Origin of the sequence: Nonomuraea sp. NPDC050383, assembly GCF_044459125.1 — a bacterium.
Lineage (GTDB): Bacteria > Actinomycetota > Actinomycetes > Streptosporangiales > Streptosporangiaceae > Nonomuraea.
In genome coordinates this window covers 252,716-274,177 of record NZ_JBITIP010000005.1, presented here as the reverse complement: position 1 = coordinate 274,177, position 21,462 = coordinate 252,716, and the positions used below count along the sequence as shown (strand labels likewise).

The 21,462-nt window shown below is 71.5% G+C and carries 19 protein-coding genes and 1 tRNA gene; 18 read left to right on the top strand and 2 right to left on the bottom strand.

Annotated features, from left to right (window positions below):
- The first annotated feature begins 16 nt into the window (after positions 1–16).
- From mfd to ACIBG4_RS15320, 18 genes are all read left to right on the top strand, one after another.
- Entirely contained in the window at positions 17–3,505 is a 3,489-nt protein-coding gene (gene mfd, locus ACIBG4_RS15405; RefSeq protein ID WP_397202308.1) for a transcription-repair coupling factor, read from the top strand.
- Positions 3,506–3,534: 29 nt separating this feature from the next.
- Entirely contained in the window at positions 3,535–4,170 is a 636-nt protein-coding gene (locus ACIBG4_RS15400; protein WP_397202307.1) for a hypothetical protein, read from the top strand.
- A gap of 3 nt (positions 4,171–4,173) precedes the next feature.
- On the top strand, positions 4,174–5,109 hold the full coding sequence (locus ACIBG4_RS15395; protein ID WP_397202306.1) for a MazG family protein: 936 nt from the start codon (positions 4,174–4,176) through the stop codon (positions 5,107–5,109).
- A 91-nt stretch (positions 5,110–5,200) separates the two neighbouring features.
- On the top strand, positions 5,201–7,405 hold the full coding sequence (locus ACIBG4_RS15390) for a WD40 repeat domain-containing serine/threonine protein kinase (RefSeq protein WP_397202305.1): 2,205 nt from the start codon (positions 5,201–5,203) through the stop codon (positions 7,403–7,405).
- Between the two features lie 41 nt (positions 7,406–7,446).
- Positions 7,447–8,724 (top strand): phosphopyruvate hydratase, encoded by a 1,278-nt coding sequence (gene eno, locus ACIBG4_RS15385; protein ID WP_397202304.1) that lies wholly within the window; start codon positions 7,447–7,449, stop codon positions 8,722–8,724.
- A gap of 89 nt (positions 8,725–8,813) precedes the next feature.
- On the top strand, positions 8,814–9,236 hold the full coding sequence (locus tag ACIBG4_RS15380; RefSeq protein WP_310709679.1) for a septum formation initiator family protein: 423 nt from the start codon (positions 8,814–8,816) through the stop codon (positions 9,234–9,236).
- Positions 9,223–9,747 carry a DUF501 domain-containing protein gene (locus tag ACIBG4_RS15375; RefSeq protein WP_397202303.1) on the top strand — a complete coding sequence of 175 codons (525 nt, stop codon included), beginning with the start codon at positions 9,223–9,225 and terminating at the stop codon, positions 9,745–9,747. The genes ACIBG4_RS15380 and ACIBG4_RS15375 overlap by 14 nt, the downstream gene beginning before the upstream one ends.
- Positions 9,738–10,682, top strand: a complete 945-nt coding sequence (locus ACIBG4_RS15370; RefSeq protein ID WP_310709681.1) for a Ppx/GppA phosphatase family protein — start codon at positions 9,738–9,740, stop codon at positions 10,680–10,682. The genes ACIBG4_RS15375 and ACIBG4_RS15370 overlap by 10 nt, the downstream gene beginning before the upstream one ends.
- A 173-nt stretch (positions 10,683–10,855) precedes the next feature.
- Positions 10,856–12,316: a hypothetical protein gene (locus ACIBG4_RS15365; RefSeq protein ID WP_397202302.1), complete on the top strand. Its 1,461-nt coding sequence runs from the start codon at positions 10,856–10,858 to the stop codon at positions 12,314–12,316.
- A gap of 103 nt (positions 12,317–12,419) precedes the next feature.
- Positions 12,420–12,746, top strand: coding sequence for a PadR family transcriptional regulator (locus ACIBG4_RS15360; protein WP_310709683.1), 327 nt, complete (start codon positions 12,420–12,422; stop codon positions 12,744–12,746).
- Positions 12,743–13,717 carry a hypothetical protein gene (locus ACIBG4_RS15355; protein ID WP_397202301.1) on the top strand — a complete coding sequence of 325 codons (975 nt, stop codon included), beginning with the start codon at positions 12,743–12,745 and terminating at the stop codon, positions 13,715–13,717. Before ACIBG4_RS15360 ends, ACIBG4_RS15355 begins: the two co-directional genes overlap by 4 nt.
- A gap of 18 nt (positions 13,718–13,735) precedes the next feature.
- Positions 13,736–14,530, top strand: a complete 795-nt coding sequence (locus ACIBG4_RS15350; protein ID WP_310709685.1) for a uracil-DNA glycosylase — start codon at positions 13,736–13,738, stop codon at positions 14,528–14,530.
- Between the two features lie 92 nt (positions 14,531–14,622).
- Positions 14,623–15,939: an NAD(P)/FAD-dependent oxidoreductase gene (locus ACIBG4_RS15345; protein WP_397202300.1), complete on the top strand. Its 1,317-nt coding sequence runs from the start codon at positions 14,623–14,625 to the stop codon at positions 15,937–15,939.
- Positions 15,940–16,021: 82 nt separating this feature from the next.
- Positions 16,022–16,534: an ACT domain-containing protein gene (locus tag ACIBG4_RS15340; protein WP_310709687.1), complete on the top strand. Its 513-nt coding sequence runs from the start codon at positions 16,022–16,024 to the stop codon at positions 16,532–16,534.
- 261 nt (positions 16,535–16,795) lie between these two features.
- A tRNA-Leu gene (locus tag ACIBG4_RS15335) sits at positions 16,796–16,868 on the top strand.
- A 169-nt stretch (positions 16,869–17,037) separates the two neighbouring features.
- Positions 17,038–17,829, top strand: coding sequence for a Bax inhibitor-1/YccA family protein (locus ACIBG4_RS15330; protein WP_397202299.1), 792 nt, complete (start codon positions 17,038–17,040; stop codon positions 17,827–17,829).
- A gap of 174 nt (positions 17,830–18,003) precedes the next feature.
- Complete coding sequence (locus ACIBG4_RS15325) at positions 18,004–18,237, top strand: DUF4287 domain-containing protein (protein WP_310709768.1); 234 nt, start codon at positions 18,004–18,006, stop codon at positions 18,235–18,237.
- A 61-nt stretch (positions 18,238–18,298) separates the two neighbouring features.
- The gene (locus ACIBG4_RS15320) at positions 18,299–18,709 is read left to right on the top strand and encodes a PPOX class F420-dependent oxidoreductase (protein ID WP_355439860.1); all 411 of its coding nucleotides are present in this window, start codon (positions 18,299–18,301) and stop codon (positions 18,707–18,709) included.
- Between the two features lie 52 nt (positions 18,710–18,761).
- On the opposite strand, the gene ACIBG4_RS15315 is transcribed toward ACIBG4_RS15320, so the two are convergent.
- Both ACIBG4_RS15315 and ACIBG4_RS15310 read right to left on the bottom strand, forming a co-directional pair.
- A complete protein-coding gene (locus ACIBG4_RS15315; protein ID WP_397202298.1) occupies positions 18,762–19,979 on the bottom strand; it encodes an acetyl-CoA C-acetyltransferase in 1,218 nt (405 codons plus the stop codon).
- Positions 19,980–20,091: 112 nt separating this feature from the next.
- Positions 20,092–21,459, bottom strand: coding sequence for a PQQ-binding-like beta-propeller repeat protein (locus tag ACIBG4_RS15310; RefSeq protein WP_397202297.1), 1,368 nt, complete (start codon positions 21,457–21,459; stop codon positions 20,092–20,094).
- Between the last annotated feature and the right edge of the window lie 3 nt (positions 21,460–21,462).

The following is a 21,462-nucleotide window of genomic DNA, read 5'->3' as shown; positions in this document are numbered from 1 at the left end:
GCTGTGGGCGTATCTGATGAGTCTTTCCGGGCTGCTTGACCTTGTTGCCGCCGACCCTAAGCTGACCGCCGCCCTGGATGAGGGCGGCGACGTCGCGCTGGTCGCTCCCGCCGCGCTGCGCCCGTTCGCCGTGGCCGCGCTGTCCGGGCACGACCAGCGCGCGGTGCTCGCCGTCACCGCGACCGGCCGTGAGGCCGAGGACCTGGCCGCCGCGCTGACCAGCCTCGTCGACCCCTCGGCCGTCGCGGTCTTCCCCGGCTGGGAGACGCTGCCGCACGAGCGGCTCTCGCCGCGCAGCGACACCGTGGGCCAGCGGCTCGCGGTGCTCAGGAGGCTGGCGCACCCGATCAAGGGCGACCCGGCGGCCGGCCCGCTCAGCGTGGTCGTGGCGCCCGTACGCGCCCTGCTCCAGCCGCTCATGAAGGGGCTCGGCGACCTGGCGCCCGTCCGGCTGCGGGCGGGCGACGACGCCGACCTCGAGGACGTGGTGGCGCGGCTGGTCGACAACGGCTACCACCGCGTCGACATGGTGGAGCGGCGCGGCGAGGTCGCGGTGCGCGGCGGCCTGCTCGACGTCTTCCCGCCGACCGAGGAGCATCCGCTGCGCCTGGAGTTCTGGGGCGACACGGTCGAGGAGATCCGCTGGTTCAAGGTGGCCGACCAGCGCTCCTTGGAGGCGGCCGAGGGCGGCCTGTTCGCGCCGCCCTGCCGCGAGCTGCTGCTGACCCCCGAGGTGCGGGCGCGGGCCCGGGAGCTGGCCGCGCAGTACCCCGCGCTGGCCGAGGTGCTCGACCAGCTCGCCGAGGGCATGCCGGTCGAGGGCATGGAGGCGTTCGCGCCGGTCCTGGCGGGCGAGATGGACCTGCTGCTCGACCACCTGCCCGCCCGGTCCGCGGTGTTCGTCTGCGACCCCGAGCGCATCAGGGGGCGGGCCGAGGAGCTGGTGCATACCTCCCAGGAGTTCCTGGAGGCGTCCTGGATCACCGCGGCGGCGGGCGGCGAGGCGCCGATCGACCTCGGCGCGGCGGCCTTCCGCACGCTCGACGAGGTCCGCCTGCACGCCGACGTGCTGGGCCAGCCGTGGTGGTCGATGGCGCCGTTCGGCGACGGGGTCGAGCTGGACGCCCACGACTCCGAGGCGTACCGGGGCGACACCGCGAGGGCGCTGGCCGACGTCAAGGGCTGGCTCGCCGAGGACAAGGCGGTCGTGCTGCTCAGTGAGGGGCACGGCCCGGCCGAGCGCATGGTCGAGGTGCTCAAGGGCGTCGACGTGCCGGCCAGGCTCCACACCCACCTCGACCAGCCGCCGGAGCCCAAGGTCGTGCACGTCAGCACCGGCCTCATCGAGCACGGCTTCGTCACGCCCGGCCTGGCCGTGCTCACCCACCTCGACCTGGTCGGCCAGAAGGCATCCACCAAGGACATGCGGCGCCTGCCGTCCCGCCGCCGCAACATGGTGGACCCGCTCCAGCTCAAGGTCGGCGACCATGTCGTCCACGAGCAGCACGGCGTGGGCCGCTACGTCGAGATGGTCCAGCGCACCGTCCAGGGCGCCACCCGCGAGTACCTCGTCATCGAGTACGCCAAGGGCGACCGCCTGTACGTGCCCACCGACCAGCTCGACGAGGTCACCCGCTACGTCGGCGGCGAGGCGCCCACCCTCAACCGGATGGGCGGCGCCGACTGGGCCAAGGCCAAGTCCCGCGCCAAGAAGGCCGTCAAGGAGATCGCCGGCGAGCTGATCCGCCTCTACTCCGCGCGCATGGCCTCACCCGGCCACGCCTTCGGCGCCGACACGCCGTGGCAGCGCGAGATGGAGGACGCCTTCCCCTACGCCGAGACCGGTGACCAGCTCGAAGCCATCGACGAGGTCAAGCGCGACATGGAGCGCGGCGTCCCGATGGACCGGCTGATCTGCGGCGACGTCGGCTACGGCAAGACCGAGATCGCCGTGCGCGCCGCCTTCAAGGCCGTGCAGGACGGCAAGCAGGTGGCCGTGCTCGTGCCTACCACGCTGCTGGTCCAGCAGCACCTGTCGACGTTCACCGAGCGCTTCTCCAGCTTCCCGATCACCATCAAGCCGGTCTCCCGCTTCCAGACCGACGCCGAGGTCAAGGGCACCCTGGAAGGGCTCCGCGGAGGCGCCGTGGACGTGGTCATCGGCACCCACCGGCTGCTCAGCCCGGAGGTGCGGTTCAAGGACCTCGGGCTGATCATCATCGACGAGGAGCAGCGGTTCGGCGTCGAGCACAAGGAGGCCATGAAGCATCTGCGCACCCAGGTCGACGTGCTGGCCATGTCCGCCACGCCGATCCCGCGCACGCTGGAGATGGGCCTGACCGGCATCCGTGAGATGTCCACCATCCTCACCCCGCCGGAGGAGCGGCACCCGATCCTGACCTTCGTCGGGCCGTACGACGAGAAGCAGATCACGGCGGCGATCCGGCGCGAGCTGATGCGCGACGGCCAGATCTTCTTCGTGCACAACCGTGTGGCCTCCATCAACAAGGTCGCCGCGCGGCTGCGGGAGATGGTGCCCGAGGCGCGGATCGCGGTGGCCCACGGCCAGATGAACGAGCACCAGCTCGAAAAGATCATGGTGGGCTTCTGGGAGCGGGAGTACGACCTGCTCGTCTCCACCACGATCGTGGAGTCCGGGCTGGACGTGCCCAACGCCAACACGCTGATCGTGGACCGGGCCGACAACTACGGCCTGTCGCAGCTCCACCAGATCCGCGGCCGCGTCGGGCGGGGCAGGGAGCGGGGTTACGCGTACTTCCTGTACCCGCCGGAGAAGCCGCTCACCGAGACCGCCCACGAGCGCCTGGCGACCATCGCGCAGCACACCGAGATGGGCGCCGGCATGTACGTCGCGATGAAGGACCTGGAGATCCGCGGCGCCGGCAACGTGCTGGGCGCCGAGCAGTCCGGGTTCATCGCGGGCGTCGGCTTCGACCTGTACGTCCGGCTCATGGCCGAGGCCGTGGAGGAGCAGAAGGCCAAGCTGTCCGGTGTGGAGGCGCAGGAGGAGCACCACGACGTCAAGGTCGAGCTGCCCATCAACGCGCACATCCCGCACGACTACGTCACCTCCGAGCGGCTGCGGCTGGAGGCGTACAAGCGGATCGCCGCGATCACCACGGAGATCCACATCCACGAGGTGCGGGAGGAGCTGACCGACCGCTACGGCAGGCCGCCCGTCGAGGTGGAGAACCTGCTGGAGGTCGCCCGCTTCCGCATCAGGGCGCGCCAGGCCGGGCTCACCGACGTCACCCTGCAGGGACAGAACATCAAGTTCGGCCCGGCCCGGCTGCGCGAGTCGCAGCAGGTGCGGCTCGACCGCCTCTACAAGAAGGCCATCTACAAGCAGGCGGCCGAGACGCTGCTCGTGCCCGTGCCCAAGACCAAGCCGCTGGGCGGGCAGCCGCTGCGCGACCTGGACCTGCTCAAGTGGTGCGGTGATCTCGTCGAGGCGATGTTCCTGGAGCCCATGAGGGTAAGCTAGCGCCGGGTTTTTGTCGGAAAGGGACGTAAGTGAAGTCGATTCGAATGGCTGTGGCCGCCGCAGCGGCAGGGGCGAGCCTCGTCGCGCTGACCGCCTGCTCCGCGCCCATGGAGGCCGGCGCCGCGGCCGTCGTCGGGAACGAGCGCATCTCGGCGGGCGATCTCAAGCGCAACGTCAAGGAGTACGACGCCGCGCTGGCCAGGACCGGCCTCAGCGCGCAGTCGCTCGGCATCCCCGGCTCCACCACCGAGGTGGTGCTCTACCAGCTCGCCAACATCGAGCAGGCCGAGCAGCTCGTGCAGAAGGGCAAGGTCAACGTCACCGAGGGCGAGGTCGACCGGGCCATCACGGGCGCCACCCAGCAGGGCGGCAGCTTCGAGCAGTACATGGTCTCCCAGGGCATGGCGCCCAGCATGGGCCGCCGGTTCATGCGCATCTCGGTGGGCCTGCAGAAGCTGCTCTCCCAGTACGGCGGCGGCACCGACCAGGCGGCCCAGCAGCGCGGCAGCGAGCGGATCCAGAAGGAGGCCGCGACCATCCCGATCACCTACAGCCCCCGCTACGGGGTGCTGAACGCGCAGCGGTCGCAGGAGAACCCCGCCCTGTTCGTCGACGGCGGCCGGTTCGGCAAGGCAGTGCCGCAGAACAGCGCGCAGCAGGGCTGACCCGTGCCCCTGGTCGTCGTCACCACCTCGCCCCGGGTCGCGCCGGGGCTGCTCAGCCACCAGGCGTGGCAGGCACTGCGGTCCGGCCGGGTGCTCGCCGGGTCGCCGGCGCACCCGCAGCTCCCGTACCTGGCCGAGGCCGGGATCGAGGTGACGGTCGTCGCGCCCGACGCCCACCGGCTGGCCCGTGAGGCCGCCGAGGGGACCGTGGTGTGGCTGGCCGAGGACGACGAGGACTTCATGCGCGCGCTCGGCCACGCCGCGATCGCGCTGGAGGACCCGCCGCTGATCGAGGTCGTGCCCGGCTCGTACGACCTGCCGGGCGCCCGGGTGCTCGACCTGGTCGCGGTGATGGACCGGCTGAGGACCGAGTGCCCGTGGGACCGCAAGCAGACCCACGAGTCGCTGGTGCCGTACCTGCTCGAAGAGGCGTACGAGGTGCTGGAGACCATCGAGCAGGGCGACCACGCGGCGCTGCGCGAGGAGCTGGGCGACCTGCTGCTCCAGGTGGTGTTCCACGCGCGGGTGGCCGAGGGCTTCGACGTGGACGACGTGGCCGCCGGCATCGTCGAGAAGCTCGTGCGGCGGCATCCGCACGTGTTCGGCTCGGTGCGGGCCGACAGCGCCGACGAGGTCAACGACAACTGGGAGGCCATCAAGGCCGCCGAGCGGGCCGCCAGGGACGAGGAGCCGTCCGTGCTGGACGGGGTCCCGCTGGGCCAGCCGTCGCTGTCGCTGGCGGCCCAGCTCCTGCGGCGCGCCGGGCGCGGGGGCGCCCCCGACGCCTTGGCCGCCGCTGTCGGCCAGGGCCTCGGCCGGGAGCTGTTCGACCTGGTACGCCGTGCGCAGGACGCGGGCGTGGACGCCGAGGCGGAGCTGCGCGCGGCGGCCCGCTCCTACCGCGACCGGGTACGCGCCTGGGAGTCCTCCCCGTCCTGACCCATCCCTCCGTTCCCGTTGGATCACGCGATCCGGTGGCGCCGGACTGCGGTGAAATGTCAGGATCGCGGGGTTACGGGGGTGATGCGGGGTGCCTGAGCCACGCGTGCTGCACGCCGACGAGCCACGGGAGATCGGCGGCTACCGCCTTCTGGGCGGCCTGGGCGACGGCGGTCAGGGGTCCGTGTACCTGGGGGAGGACGCCGGGGGCCGCCTGGTCGCGGTCAAGGTCCTGCACGCCCGGCTCATGGGGAACGACCGGGCCACGCGCCGGTTCCTCCAGGAATGCGTCATCGCCGGCCGCGTCGCCGCCTTCTGCACCGCCAGGGTGATCGACTCCGGGCTGGCCGCCGGCCGGCCGTACATCGTGAGCGAGTACGTCCCCGGCCCGTCGCTGCGGGAGCTGGTGGCGGAGGAGGGCCCTCGGACGGGCGGGGCGCTCGACCGGCTGGCCGTCGGCACCGTGGCCGCCCTGGGCGCCATCCACCGGGCCGGGATCGTCCATCGCGACTTCAAGCCGGCCAACGTCCTGTGCGGCCCCGACGGGCCCCGGGTCATCGACTTCGGCATCGCGAAGGGCGTGGAGGCGGCCACCTCGGCGAGCACGGTCGTCGGGACGCCGGGCTACATGGCGCCCGAGCAGATCGCCGGTGACCCGGCCACGCCCGCCTCGGACCTGTTCGCCTGGGCCGCCACGATGGCGTACGCCGCCACGGGGCGGACCCTGTTCGCGGGGGAGTCGATCCCCGCGGTGATGCACCGGATCCTCACCGAGCAGCCCGACCTGTCCGGGGTGGACGAGCCGCTCCGCTCGCTGCTGGCCGCCTGCCTGGACAAGCGGCCCGCCGCCCGTCCCTCCGCCGCCGACGCGCTGTCCGCGCTGATGGAGGGCGGCCTGATGGAGGGTGCCCAGGCGGAGGGTGAGCCGGTACTGGAGCGGACGCTGCTGGAGGGCACCCCGTTCGAGGGCGCCGCCGGTCGGCGTCACGGGCCGCGCGGGACATCACGGGACGACGGGAACTCCCCGTCCGGGAACCCCCCGTCCGGGAAGCCCCGTGCCGGAAGGCCGCGTGCCGGGGAGCTCCGTGCCGGGGACCCGGAACGGGGTCAGGGGTTGGTAGTGAGCCGGCGCGGCCGGGCGCTGGCCGTGGGCGGGCTGGCCGTGCTCGTGCTCGGCGGCGTGGCACTGGGGCTGACCTGGAACGGGAGCGCGCCCGGGAGCGGACCGGTGTCCGCCGCCTCCACCGCCGGTCGCGGCAGGCCGGACGGGCCCGGCGTCGCCGAGGCGTACGGCCCGGCGTCGGGTGTCGCGCTGGGCGGGCGGGAGGCCGTCGCGCTCGCGGTCGGCGAGATGGGCGGCCGGGCCGTCGTGGCCGCCGCGCGGGAAGGGGAGCCCGTCCAGGTGTGGGACGCCGCCACGGGCAGAGGGCTGGCCACCGCGCCGGAGACGGCTCGGGGCGTGACCTCGCTGGCCTTCGCCGAGGTGGGCGGCGCCCCCACGGTGGTGTGGGCGGCCCGGGACGGCCGCGTCTCACGCTGGACCCCGGCGCTCACGCCCGCCGGACCCACCGCGTCCCCTGTCGCGGAGGAGGCTTCCGGCGCGTCGGCCGGGGCGGGCGGCGCGGTGCGGGCCTTCACAGCCTGTACCAGCGGCCGCCCCCAGGCCGCCGCGACCGCGGCCGTGATGGCCGTCGTGGGCCGCGCGGAGGGCCCCGCCGTGGCGGTCGGCTGCGCCGGCGGCATGGTACGGGCGTGGGACCTGCTGAGCGGGCGCAAGTCCGGCCTGTTCCTCGCCGGCGAAGCCGCGATCACCGGTGTGGCCTGGCCGGGCAGCGGTTCGCGAGTGGTGTTCGGCACGGCCGCGACCCACTTCCAGATCGGCGACCTGTGGGGCCGGGCGAACCCCGTCAAGGTCCACGTGGGCGGCCCGGTCTCCCACGTCGTCAGCCGGGGCGGGCTCGTCGCGGCGAGCGTCGAGGGGAGGGGCGGCGCCACGGTGTACGACGTGACGGGCCGGGAGGTGTGCCGGGTCTCCGCGGAGGAGGCTCCGGGCCCGGCCACGCTGGCGCTCACCGAGGCCGGAGGGCGCGCCCTGCTCGCCGGAGCCGTCGCGGCGGGTGGAGGGCTGCGCGTCTGGGACGCCCGTACCTGTGAGCGGGTCGCCACGCTCCTGCCCTCCGGCGCCGTCACGGCCCTCGCCACCGGCTCTCTCGACGGGAGTCCGGGCCTGGTCGCGGCCGTCGGCGGAACGGTGCGCGCGTGGACCCTGCGGGCCGGGAGGCAAGGGTACCGATAGGCTCTGAAGGCATATCGCCTTTCGACTTAGGAGCGCATCCCGTGGCTACCATCGAGGTCGTTTACGCCCGCGAGATCCTCGACTCCCGCGGCAACCCCACGGTGGAGGTCGAGGTCGTCCTCGACGACGGCAGCAGCGGCCGGGCGGCCGTGCCGAGCGGCGCGTCCACCGGTCAGTTCGAGGCCGTGGAGCTGCGCGACGGCGACGAGCGTTACGGCGGCAAGGGTGTGGAGAAGGCCGTGCTCGCCGTCACCGACGAGATCTTCGACGAGATCCACGGCGTCGAGGCCGAGGACCAGCGCATCATCGACCAGATCATGATCGACCTGGACGCGACGCCGAACAAGTCCAAGCTGGGCGCCAACGCCATCCTGGGCGTCTCCCTGGCCGTGGCCAAGGCCGCCGCCGACAGCGCCGAGCTGCCGCTGTTCCGCTACCTCGGCGGCCCCAACGCCCACGTGCTGCCCGTGCCGATGATGAACATCCTCAACGGCGGCGCCCACGCCGACACCAACGTCGACATCCAGGAGTTCATGATCGCGCCGATCGGTGCCGAGACGTTCCGCGAGGCGGTTCGCATGGGCACCGAGGTCTACCACACGCTCAAGAAGGTGCTGAAGGAGAAGGGCTACGCCACGGGCCTCGGCGACGAGGGCGGCTTCGCCCCCAACCTGCCGTCCAACCGTGACGCCCTCGATCTCATCCTGGTCGCCATCGAGCGGGCCGGCTACACGCCGGGCGAGGACGTCGCGCTGGCGCTGGACGTGGCCGCCTCCGAGTTCCACAAGGACGGCGTCTACACGATCGACGGCAAGGGCCTGTCGGCCCAGGAGCTGATCGCCTTCTACACCGACCTCGTCGACAACTACCCGCTGGTCTCCATCGAGGACCCGCTGGACGAGGAGGACTGGGAGGGCTGGAAGGCCATCACCGAGGCCCTCGGCGACCGGGTCCAGCTCGTCGGCGACGACCTGTTCGTGACCAACCCCGAGCGGCTGGAGCGCGGCATCCGGAGCGGCACCGCCAACGCGCTGCTGGTCAAGGTCAACCAGATCGGCACCCTGTCGGAGACGCTCGACGCCGTCGACCTGGCCCACCGCAACGGCTACCGCTGCATGATGAGCCACCGCTCCGGCGAGACCGAGGACACGACGATCGCCGACCTCGCCGTGGCCGTCAACTGCGGCCAGATCAAGACCGGCGCCCCGGCCCGCTCCGACCGCGTGGCCAAGTACAACCAGCTGCTCCGCATCGAGGAGCTGCTGGACGACGCCGCTCGCTACGCGGGTCGCGGGGCGTTCCCGCGTTTTCGCCGCTAGTTTCGGGTACGGTCCCCGCGGCCGCCGATCGACCGCGGGCCCATGACCGGGCCCGCCGCGCGGGCGCGACGTGAGGGGGTGCGCAGAGCATGGCGAAGAGACCGCAGCTGACCGGCCGGGCCGCCATTCTCGCGGTCGTGGTGTGCGCGATCGCGATGAGCCTGGCCTACCCCGTGCGCGAGTACATCGCCCAGCGCCGCGCCATCGCGCAGTTGCAGGCGGAGAAGGCGCGGGTCGAGGCGGACCGGCGGACGCTGGAGGCGCGGGTGCAGCAGATCCGCGACCCCAACTGGATCAAGCGGACGGCCAAGGAGCGGCTGCACTACTGCGGCGCGGGCGAGAAGTGCTACGTGGTGATGGACGCCGACGAGGGCAGGACGCCGGCCACGGTGAAGCAGCCCGCCGCGCCGCCGCCGTGGTACCAGACGCTGTGGCAGTCCGTCGAGGCGGCCGACTCGGGCACGGGCCACCAGGTGGGCACACGGGAGAAGGAGAGCGTTGGAAAGCCCTGAGAACGAGGCCGGCACCGGCCGGGTCGCCGAGCGGGACCTGGAGGCGGTGCGCCGGCAGCTCGGCAGGCCGCCCCGGGGAGCGCGCGGGGTGGCGCACCGCTGCCCGTGCGGCAACCCCGACGTGGTGGAGACCGCGCCGCGCCTGCCGGACGGCTCGCCGTTCCCGACCCTGTACTACCTGACCTGCCCGCGGGCCGCCTCGGCGATCGGCACGCTGGAGGGCTCGGGCCTGATGCGGGAGATGCAGGCCCGCCTGGCCGACGCCCCGGAGCTGGCCGCCGCCTACCAGGCCGCCCACGACGACTACATCGCCAGGCGCGACAAGGCGGCCGAGGACGAGGGCATGGAGCCGCTTCCTCGTGGCATGCAGAGCACCGGGGGCATGCCGTCGCGGGTCAAGTGCCTGCACGCGCTCGTCGCGCACGAGCTGGCGGTCCCCGGGAGCAACCCGTTCGGCAGGGAGGCGCTCGATGCCCTCCCCGACTGGTGGAGTGACGGACCATGCGTGTAGCCGCCATCGACTGCGGCACCAATTCCGTACGCCTGCTCATCGCGGACGTCTCCGACGACAAGCTCACGGACGTGGAGCGGCGGATGGAGATCGTGCGCCTGGGGCAGGGCGTCGACCGTACCGGCCGGCTGGCCGCCGACGCGCTGGAGCGCACGTTCGCCGCGATGCGCGGCTATCGGGAGCTGATCGACCGGCACGGCGCCGAGCGCACGAGGGTCGTGGCGACGAGCGCGACGCGTGACGCGGCCAACCGTGACGAGTTCACGGCCGGGGTGCGGGAGATCTTCGGGGTGGACCCGGAGGTCGTGACCGGCTCGGAGGAGGCGGAGCTGTCGTTCACGGGTGCGACCAGGGGGCTGGTGCATCTGTCGCGCGAGACCGAGGTGCCCGAGGGGCCGATGCCTCCGTACCTGGTGGTGGACATCGGCGGCGGCTCGACGGAGTTCGTCGTCGGCTCCGCGCACGCGGAGGCCGCGATCTCGGTGGACATCGGCTGCGTGCGGCTCACGGAGCGGCACCTGCGCGACGCCGGCGACCCGCCGTCGGCGCGGGCGCTGGAGGCCGTGGTGGCCGACATCGACGACGCGCTCGACAAGGTGACCGACGCGGTCCCGGTGGAGCGGGCGCACACGCTGGTGGGCCTGGCGGGGTCAGTGACGACCGTCGCGGGCATCGCCCTGGACCTGCCGGCGTACGACCCGGCGCGCATCCATCACTCCCGTATCGGCGCCGAGCGGGTTCACGAGGTGACGCGGCGACTGCTCGCGATGACCCATGGTGAGCGAGCCGCGATTCCGGTGATGCATCCGGGACGTGTCGACGTCATCGGCGTGGGCGCGCTCATCCTCGACCGGATCGTCCGGCGTTTTGCGTTTGCCCAGGTCGTGGTGAGCGAACACGACATTCTGGACGGAATTGCTTGGTCGCTGGCCTGAAACGCCGCTAAATCCGGACATTTCATCTTCGCGTTCGTGTTGAGCGTGCAATCAGTTTTGTGCTTAGGTAAAGGGGCAAAACGGGGGCTTTGCCATATTGCCGTGCATAGGTATGCCGGCGTGGCGACCGTTCCCGAGCGCGTCTTTTCCCTCACGGAATGGAGCACTCTCACATGAAGTCCTCTCCCTTAGCACGCAAGGCAGCGGCGTTCGGCGCCTCCGCCACCGTGCTGGCGGGCATGGTCGCGGCGCTGGTCGCCAGCCCGGCCCAGGCCGCCACCCCGGTCGCGACGGCGGCGCCCGCCGCCGGTACGGCGGGTCTGTCCGCCGCCGCGACCGCCACGAAGTCCGCCCCCAAGGTCTCGGTCTCCACGCCGAGGGCCTCGAAGGCCGACTACGAGGGTTCCTGTCCGGTGAACGTGACCTTCTCCAGCAAGATCAAGGTCGCGGTCAAGGGCAAGACCACGCTGGCCTACCGCTGGCTCCACGGTGACGGCTCCAAGGGCAAGATCAAGACGGTCAAGCTCAAGGGCCACGGCGCCAAGTACGTCAAGGTCAGCGAGAAGCTCTCGTTCAAGGAGAACGTCAAGGGCTGGGAGGCCGTCCAGGTCCTCGGCCCGCGCAAGGCGGTCTCCAAGAAGGGCTACTTCTCGGTCTCCTGCCAGAGCCCGATCGTCATCGAGGAGGAGCAGGGCCCGGAGGTCTCGGCGCGCGTCTGGGCGAGCCCGAGCTCCTACGTCGGCGCCTGCACCCCCGGTGACAAGATCGACTTCACCGGCCGGATCAAGGTCAGCGACCCCACCTGGGTCAAGTACCGCTGGGTCCTGAACGGCAAGGTCGTCGACTACGGCCGCACCAAGGTCTACAGCAGCAAGACGGTCGGCTTCGGCATCTCCCCGCGGGAGAGCCAGCGCGGCTACGCGCAGCTGGAGATCCTCGGCCCGGACCGCACCTCCTCCAACCGGGCCTACTACAAGGTCTGGTGCAAGGACGATGCCCCGGCCACCCGCGTCTCGGTGTCCAGCCTGGTCACCGCGACGAACAACGTCGGTTGCAAGGTCAGCGCCCACGCCACCGTGAGCTCCACCGGCCGCGCCCGCGTCGAGTACGTGTGGTCGATCAACGGCAAGGCCCTGCCCAAGGAGGACGTGTACTTCTCCGGCGCCGGCTCGCGCACCGTCACGCTCTCCGACCAGCTGCTGGCCGACAACGCGACCAAGGGCGGCAAGATCACGCTGACGGCCTCCGGGGCGGGCAGCACCGACTCGATCACGCAGTCCTACGCCGCGTGCGAGACGCCCAAGCCCACCGTGTCGGTGTCGGCGGTCTCCCAGACCGGCCAGCGCAACGACATGTGCGCTGACAAGCGTGGCCCCGGCGTGGACTTTAAGGCCACCCTCACCAGCACGGGTGCGACCACCGTCAAGTACTACTGGCTGGTCAACGGCGAGAAGGACGGCGGCGAGCTCACCCGCGAGGTGAACGGCAGCCTGGACGTGACCTGGGGCATCGGCGGCACGCACAATGCCTCCGAGACCAAGGGCAACATCCAGCTCGTGGTCGTGAGCCCGACCTCCGTCACCTCGGGCAACGCCGCCTTCTCGGCGGTCTGCCCGAAGCCGGTGGCCGGCTGAACGGCTCGGCACACCGGTTGACCTAGACCGGATGGCGTCCCCGCGGCGCCATCCGGTTTTTTCTTGTTGGTAGTACCGCGCAAAACACAGTAGTGTGCAGCGCGTGGATAGCACCCAGCTCCTCAAGGGCGTGCTCGACCTGGCCGTCCTCGCGGTGCTCGCCGAGCGCGACGGCTACGGCTACGACGTCGTGCGTCGGCTGCGCGAAGCCGGCCTGGAGGAGGTGGGCGACGCCTCGGTCTACGGCACGCTCCGCAGGCTCTTCAAGGCGGGCGCGCTCAACTCCTACGTGGTGGCCTCCGACGAGGGGCCGCACCGCAAGTACTACGGGCTGAACGACACCGGCAGGCGCATGTACGCCTCCTACGCCGGGATCTGGGGCTCGTTCGCCGCCACCATGGCATCCCTGCTCAAGGAGGGACACGCATGACAAGCATCGCAGAGTACGCGCAGGCCGTACGGGATGCCCTGGCCGACCACCCGGACCGGGAGGAGTTGCTGGAGGACCTGGACGACCACCTGGCGGAGATCGCGGCCGAGTCGGACGCGACGCTGGAGGAGCGGCTCGGACCGCCCGCCGCGTACGCGGAGGAGCTCGCGGCCGCCTACGGGGGCCGGCCGGCGAGCGGCCAGAGGCGCAGGCTGGACCTTCGCCGGCGGTCGGCGGATCTCCATGCCCTCCTGCTCCGGAAGGCGCCCTACCGCGCTCTCGCGGGCTTCCTGCCCGACTTACGGCCGGGCTGGTGGGTGCTGCGCGGCTACGTGCTCGCCATGCTCCTGGCCAACCTCGCCACCGACGAGCACGTCGCCCCCGACAAACCCGGCGAGTGGGTGCTCGTGGCCGCGGCCGTCTGGGCCTCGGTCTGGCTCGGGAGGCGGGGCCGCGGCCGGGTGGTGCTCCCGGTGGCGCTGGCCGCCAACGTGGTGACCGGGGTGGCGCTGCTGGCCGGGTACGCGGTCGCCATGCACCTCGCCGGTTCGAGTGACAGGCTGGAGGCCATCGGGTCGGACCGGGTCATGATGGAGACCGTCTCAGGGGTGGACGGCGAGGTCTACAACATCAAGCCGTACGCCAAGGACGGCACGCCGCTGACCGACGTCTACCTCTACGACCAGGACGGCAACCCGGTCATCACCCATCCCGAGAGCTACGGCTACTCGGTCGACCGCTCCTGCGGCGAGCCCATCCTCAACCGCTACCCCCTGCCGCTGGTCGCCGACGAGACCACCACCGAGGAGCCCGGAGTCACGCGCTCGGCCCCGTGCCCCTCCGTCTCGCAGGCGCAGCGGATGCCGTCCGCGCAGCCCGAGGTCACGGCCAGTGAAACGGTCGCACCGACCCCCGGAGAGCCGACCCCCGGCAAGCCCACCGCCACGCCCACGCCGAAGCGGTCCCACTGATCGGGCACCATCGGAGGCATGAGCTTCGTACCTCCCGGCACCGGCTGGCCCGGCGACCCGGCGGCCGCTGACACCCCGGTCGCCCAGGACCCCGCGGACGTGCGCCGCCTCGCCGCCACCAGTCCCACCCTCGCGGAGCTCACGGCCCGGCAGTCCGTCTGCCGGGCCTGTCCCCGCCTGGTGGAGTGGCGTGAAGAGGTCGCCCGGGTGAGGCGGCGCGCGTTCGCGGACGAGACGTACTGGGGGCGGCCGGTCCCCGGCTGGGGGGACGAGGAGCCGGGCATCCTCATCACCGGCCTCGCCCCGGCCGCGCACGGGGGCAACCGGACCGGCCGCATCTTCACCGGCGACCGCAGCGGCGACTGGCTGTTCGCCTCGCTGCACCGCTGCGGCCTGGCCGCGCGCGGGACGAGCACGCACGCGGGCGACGGGCAGCGGCTGATCGGCACCCGCGTGGTGGCCTCGGTGCGGTGCGCGCCGCCCGCCAACAAGCCCACGCCGGAGGAGAAGGCCGCCTGCTTCCCGTGGCTGGCGCGGGAGATCGGCATGGTCGCGCCGTCCGTGCGCGTGGTCGTGGCGCTCGGCGGCTACGCCTGGCAGGCCGGGTGGCCCGCGCTGAGGGAGGCCGGCTACACCCTGCCGCGCGTCAGGCCGCCGTTCGGGCACGGGGCCGAGGCGGTGATCGCGTACGAGGGGACGCCGGTGACGCTGCTCGGCTGCTACCACCCGAGCCAGCAGAACACCTTCACCGGCCGCGTGACGGCACAGATGCTCGACGACGTCTTCCTCCGGGCCCGAGAGCTCTCAGTGTGACGCGTTGCATTGCTCACGGATTGGAGTTATCGGGTCCACTTGACGTAGGCTTGTGAATGAATTCACAAGCTCCGCGAGGGATGGGCCTCAGGATGAACAAGCACATCTTGATCGTCGGTGGCGGTTACGTCGGCCTCTACACCGCTCTGCGCCTCCAGCGCAAGCTCGGCCGAGAGCTGCGCAACGGCGAGGCGAGCATCACGATCATCGACCCCCAGTCCTACATGACCTACCAGCCGTTCCTGCCCGAGGCGGCGGCGGGCAACCTGTCGCCGCGGCACATGGTCGCGCCCCTGCGCCGGGTCCTGCCCAAGGCGCGGATCCTCAACGGCACGGTGACGGAGGTGGACCACGCCGCCCGCGTGGTCACCTTCCAGCCCGCCGAGGGCGGGGCGCGCAAGGTCTCCTACGACGTCATCGTGATGGCCGCCGGCTCGATCTCGCGGACGCTGCCGATCCCCGGGCTCACCGACATCGGCATCGGCTTCAAGACCGTCGGCGAGGCCATCGCGCTGCGCAACCGCGTCCTGCACCTGCTCGACGTGGCCGAGTCCACCGACGACCCCGAGGTGCGCCGCCGGGCGCTCACCTTCGTCGTGGTCGGCGCCGGCTTCGCGGGCGTCGAGGCGCTGGCCGAGCTGGAGGACATGGCCAAGGACTCCACCCGCTACTACCGCAACATCAGCCCAGCCGACATCCGCTGGGTGCTGGTCGAGGCCACGAACCGGGTGCTGCCCGAGGTCGGGCCCGAGATGGGCAAGTGGACGCTGGAGCAGCTGCGCGAGCGCGGCATCGACGTCAAGCTGGACACGCGCCTGGAGTCGTGCGTCGACGGCCACGTCGTGCTCTCCGACGGCGCGGAGTTCGAGGCGGACACCCTCGTCTGGACCGCCGGCGTCAAGCCCAGCGTGGTCGTCAACTCCACCGACCTCCCGCTCGACGAGCGCGGCCGGATCAAGACCACCGCCGCGCTGAGCGTCGCCGGCACGAGGGACGCCTTCGCCGCCGGTGACATCGCGGGAGTGCCCGACGTCACCAACCCCGGCCAGTACTGCGCGCCCAACGCCCAGCACGCGGTGCGGCAGGCGAAGGTCCTCGCCGACAACCTCATCCGCCACCTTCGCGGGGAGCAACTGGTCGACTACCGCCACAAGTATGTGGGATCGGTCGCCGGTCTCGGCCTGCACCAGGGTGTGGCGAACGTCTACGGCGTCAAGCTTCGCGGATTCCCTGCGTGGTTCATGCACCGCACCTACCATCTGTCGCGGGTGCCGACGCTGAACCGCAAGGTCCGTGTCGTCGTCGACTGGACCCTGGCGTTGTTCTTCAAGCGGGAGACGATCTCGCTCGGCGAGGTCGAGCACCCGCGTGACGGGTTCCGGGCCGCCGTGGCGACGATGCGTCACTGAGCCCAGTACGGCAGCGCCCCGGTGCACCACGCACCGGGGCGTTCCGGCGCCCCCGACCTGGCGACTGAAAGGGGACCCGCGGGTGGCGCTCTCAGCGGTGACCGTGCTCGGGATAGACCGGCCCGGAGTCATCGCCGCGATCACCGGCTCGCTCGCCGAGTGCGGTGCCAACATCACCGATTCGACGATGACGCTGCTCGGCGGCCACATCGCGATGATGTTCCTGGTCTCCGGCCGCCTCGGCGCCGAAGAGATCACCGAACGGCTGCGCACCTCCGACCTCGTGGTGACCGCCGCCGCGGTGGAGGCCCGCCGCCACTTCGGCTGCGTGTCCACCGGCCACGGCCACGTGCTGACCCTCCACGGCCCCGACCGGCCGGGGATCATCTCCGCCGTCAGCGCCGTCCTCGCCGCCGTCGGCGGCAACATCACCGGCATGAGCACCCGCCTGACCGGGCGCCTCTACGTGCTCATCGCGGACGTCGACCTGCCCCGCGCGGTCGACACCGGCGCGCTCGCGCGCGATCTGGCGAAGGTCGGATCCGGCCTCGGCTCCGAGATCACCTTCCGCCCCGCCGAACCGGCCCACTCGTGATCGGGCGCTCCGGAACACCCGGCGGCACCGGCCTTCGATGCCCTCACCTGCACTGCTTGCGAGGAACGAGAGATCCCGTCACCATCGAAGCCGATGCCTCCTTAGCCGGGGGTATTCCGCACCTACGGGACCACTTGATGGGGCTGCCCTTCCTGGACACAACGTCAGGAGCTCTATCACTTGACCACACACTTCACAGTTGTGACGCATGATGCGAAGTTGTGCTCAACGGAAGCATGGTCCGTTTCGTATGATTGCGGCGCCCCCGTAGCCCAATGGCAGAGGCAAACCCCTTAAAAGGGTTGACGTGCGGGTTCGAATCCCGCCGGGGGCACCTGCGTCTACCACGGGAAATGCGTTTCTCCGGCGATACCGGACCCGGGAACTCGCCGGGTGGCACGTTCGTTGTCCCTCCTGGTTGAAGTCTCGAAACTACATAGATCTGAGCGTGAGCCGACCCAGGCGGCGACCCGTCCCATAGGCTCGGCGCACAGGAGGCAGCGATGGAGAGCAAGAACCCGGTTTTCAGCAGGACACGACAGCAGTCAGCCGGGTGGGGCGCCCCCACCCCGACTCCCGGCCAGTTGCAGAACATGTACGACTCCCCGTCGTACGCTCCCCCCGTCAGGCCCGCCTTCCGCACGATGACGCTCGACGACGTCGTGGTCCGCGGGTTCATGACCCTCGGCACGCTGGTCGTGGGCGCGGCCGCCGCCTGGTACTTCAAGGTCCCGACGGGCGTGGCCGTCGTCGCCGCCATCGTCGCGCTGGTCCTCGGCCTGGTGGCGTCCTTCAAGCAGAGCGTCAACCCCGCTCTGATCCTCGGCTACGCGCTCTTCGAGGGCGTGTTCCTCGGCGCGATCAGCCGGGTGTTCGAGCTGTACATCCCCGGCATCGTGATCCAGGCGGTCCTCGGCACGGCACTGGCCTTCGGCGCCGTCCTGACGGTGTACGCGCTGCGGATCGTGCGCGTCACGCCCAAGCTCGTGAAGTTCGTCGTCGCCGCGGGTATCGCGGCCCTGGCCCTGGTGCTGGTCAACCTCGTGGTCGGCATCTTCAACGACGGCGGCCTCGGCCTGCGCACCGACAGCCCGCTCGGCTGGGGCTTCAGCCTCCTGATGATCCTGCTGGGCTGCTTCTTCCTCCTGCTCGACTTCGACTCCATCGAGCAGGGCGTCCGCGAGGGCGCTCCGGAGAAGTTCGCCTGGCAGTGCGCGTTCGGCCTCACGCTGAGCCTCGTGTGGATCTACCTTGAGGTGCTGCGCTTCATCAGCTACTTCACCAACAGCGACTGACCACCCGCGCCGGCGGTGTCCGGCCGGTAGAAGGGGCTCCGCCGATCCGGCGGGGCCCCTTCTGTGTCGCTGAATGATGAACCCCGCGTAACGAACTGGTGGCGACTTGGGGGTTGCGATCACGGAAGAGGTGTTGCAGTGTCAAGCAAAGGACCTTATTCCGTGGAGGTGCCCATGTCCTTGAACCACTCACCGGAGACGCAGACAAAGCTGATCGCCAGAGTCCCATCGATAACGGGACGCGAACTCCCCGAGTGGTTCCTAGCCATCGACAACGGCCCGTCGTTCCTCAGGTGTGACGAGCGGGCCAACTGGCTCGCCGACGAGCACGGGCTGACACACGGCTACGCCGCGGCCATCGTCCACGAGCACGAGCGCCACCGCCGTAACCGGATGGGCTTCATCTAGAGGGCCCCAAGTCCAGAGCGACGCGCCCGTGCCTACGGTCCGGGCGCGTCATCATGGATGGATGGATCTGGACAAGGCACGAGACTTCCTGCGGCGGGCGCACCACGCCGTCCTCCACACCCGGCACGCCGACGGGCGTCCGCAGCTCTCTCCGGTGACGGTCGGCGTGGACGCCGAGGGGCACCTCGTGATCAGCACGCGCGAGACGGCGGTCAAGACACGGAACGTCCGCCGCGACCCGCACGTGTCGATCTGCGCGTTCACCGACGCCTTCTTCGGCGACTGGGTGCAGGTGGACGGCACCGCGGAGGTCGTCAGCCTGCCGGAGGCCATGGACCACCTGGTCTCCTACTACCGGGACATCTCCGGCGAGCATCCCGACTGGGACGACTACCGCGCGGCCATGGTCCGCGACCGCCGCGTCGTCCTCCGGATCACGCCCACCCGCGCCGGGCCTGACGTGCACGGCTGAGCGGCTCTCCCGGCCGCCCGGCACCCCGGTGCCGGGCGGTCGGCGCGCGTCCCTACGAGAGGCGCTCCAGGACCATGGCCATGCCCTGGCCGCCGCCCACGCACATCGTCTCCAGGCCGATCGTCCTGTCGTGGTGCTGGAGGCTGTTGACGAGCGTGGAGGTGATCCGGGCGCCGGTCATGCCGAACGGGTGTCCCACCGCGATGGCGCCGCCGTTGACGTTGAGCCGGTCGAGGTCGATCCCCAGGTCCCGGTACGACGGGATGACCTGGGCCGCGAACGCCTCGTTGATCTCCACGAGGTCCACGTCCTCGATCGCCATCCCGGCGCGCGCCAGCGCCTGCCGCGACGCCTCGACCGGCCCCAGGCCCATGATCTCGGGCGACAGCCCCGTCACGCCGGTCGAGACGATGCGGGCCAGCGGCGTGATGCCCAGCTCGGCGGCCTTGACGTCGCTCATGATGATCACCGCGGCGGCGCCGTCGTTGAGGGGGCAGCAGTTGCCGGCGGTCACCGTGCCGTCGGGGCGGAAGGCCGGCTTGAGCCCGGCCACGCCCTCGTAGGTGGTGCCGGGCCGCGGCCCGTCGTCCTTGCTCACCACGGTGCCGTCGGGCAGCGTCACCGGGGTGATGTCCTTCTGCCAGAAGCCGTCGGCCAGCGCCTTCTCGGCGAGGTTCTGCGAGCGGACGCCGAACTCGTCCTGCTCGCGGCGGGTGACGCCCTTGATCTGGGCGAGGTTCTCGGCCGTCTGGCCCATGGCGATGTAGATGTCGGGCACCTGGTCGTCCTCGCGCGGGTCGTGCCAGGCGCGGCCGCCCTCGCCGAACGCCTTCGTCCGCGCCACCGCGTCGCCGAAGACGGGGTTCTGCGTCTCCGGGAGCGAGTCGGAGTTGCCCTTGACGAACCGCGACACCATCTCCACGCCCGCCGAGACGAACACGTCACCCTCGCCCGCCTTGATGGCGTGGAAGGCCATCCGCGTGGTCTGGAGCGAGGAGGAGCAGTAGCGGGTGATCGTGGTGCCGGGCACGTTGTCCAGGCCGAGCAGGACGGCGACCACGCGGGCCATGTTGAAGCCCTGCTCGCCGCCGGGCAGGCCGCAGCCCAGCATGATGTCGTCGATGGTCGCGGGGTCGAGCTGCGGCACCTTGGCCAGCGCCGCCCTGATCATCTGCACGGTGATGTCGTCGGGCCGGAGGTCCTTGAGCGACCCCTTGAAGGCACGCCCGATGGGCGAGCGGGCGGTGGCGACGATGACTGCCTCGGGCATGTGGCCCCTCCTTTGTCAGCACTCTAACCAGAACTATATTCCAGCGCTGTCGGGGAGCCAGATGCCGTCGGCCGTAGGGATCTCTGCTGTTTTTACCGTCCTGCGAAGTTCGTCAGCCGTACATGCCGGGTGCCGGGGCGGTGTTGTCGTTGACGGCGTGCATGCCGCCCTTCTCGTCGCGCCACAGCCGCCAGCCGTTCTGGCTGCCGGTGAACCACGACGGCGGCGCCTGCGTCCCGGAGGTCCGCTTGCCCGTCGCGAGGTCGTACTCGCACAGGGCCGCCACCGAGTAGAACCCGGCCGGCTGGCCGCGCAGCGGCAGCGGCTTGGGGTCGGTGACGCAGAACGACCAGCCGTGCTCCTCCTCGACCGGCACGGGCCGGCCGGTGGCGAGGTCGTAGACGGTGCCCTTGGCGTCGTGCTTGAGGAAGCCCAGCTTCTCCAGGCGGTCGGGGAAGGCCAGCCACCAGCCCGAGCCGGGCACCTCGGCGGCGCCGATCTGGCCGACCACCCGCCCCGTGCCGGCGTCGAGCCGGGCGAAGCCGCCGTAGCCGCCCCGCTGGTCGACCGGGCGCACCACCGGCGCGAAGCCGGGGTTGCCGCTGGGGTAGACGCGGACCACCGACGGCCGCATCCAGTTGACCGTGCCGTCCGCGATCTTCACCGAGAACAGGCCGAACGTGGAGATCTTCTTCGTGCGCGGGTTGGTGTAGGGGGCGACGTAGCCGACCAGGTCGGGCCCCGCCGCGCCGAACGCCCAGCCGCCCGACAGGTCGATGCCCGGGCCGAGCGCCTGCTCGATCGGCTGCTGCCACTGCGGCCTGCCGGTCTTCAGCTCGTACGACTCGATCACCGGATCGGCGGCGAGCCGCAGCATGAGCACCCGCTCGTCGTCGGACCACTCGACCTCGGCGATGCCCGGCAGCTTCCACTTGAGCGCGCCGGTGGCCGGGTCGAGCACGACCACGCGGGCCGACGACAGCGCGGTGTTCTCCGCCAGGCACACGTACGGGCCGCAGCGCTGCGGGCCGAACGTGGAGTGGATGGGCCGCGTCCACCGCTGCGCGCCGGTGCGGGCGTCGCGGGCGACGAGCGTGGAGGTCCAGTGGCCCTTGTGGGCGGGGTCGAGCGCCACGACCACGGACTCGCGCCCGCCGCCCTTCCCGGGGAAGTCCACGAGCGCCGGTGCGGAGACGCCCATGCCGGGCAGCCGGCCCGCCATCGTGGCCGGGTGCGCCCACAGCCGCCTGCCGTCGGACAGGCCGAGGGCGACGGTCTCCAGCGTGCCGTCGGGCTTCATCGAGGTGGCAGCGGCGACCCCGCCGGCGGTGACCATCCGGCTGACGACGTTGGCCTGGGTGTCGTGCCAGGCCGGGAAGGCCGCCGTGGCCGCGTCGCTGCCGGAGCAGCCGGCCAGGGCCGTGGTCACGGCGAGGACGCCGGAGAGGGCGAGGGCGGGTTGCGCGAGAGGCCGGAGCACGGG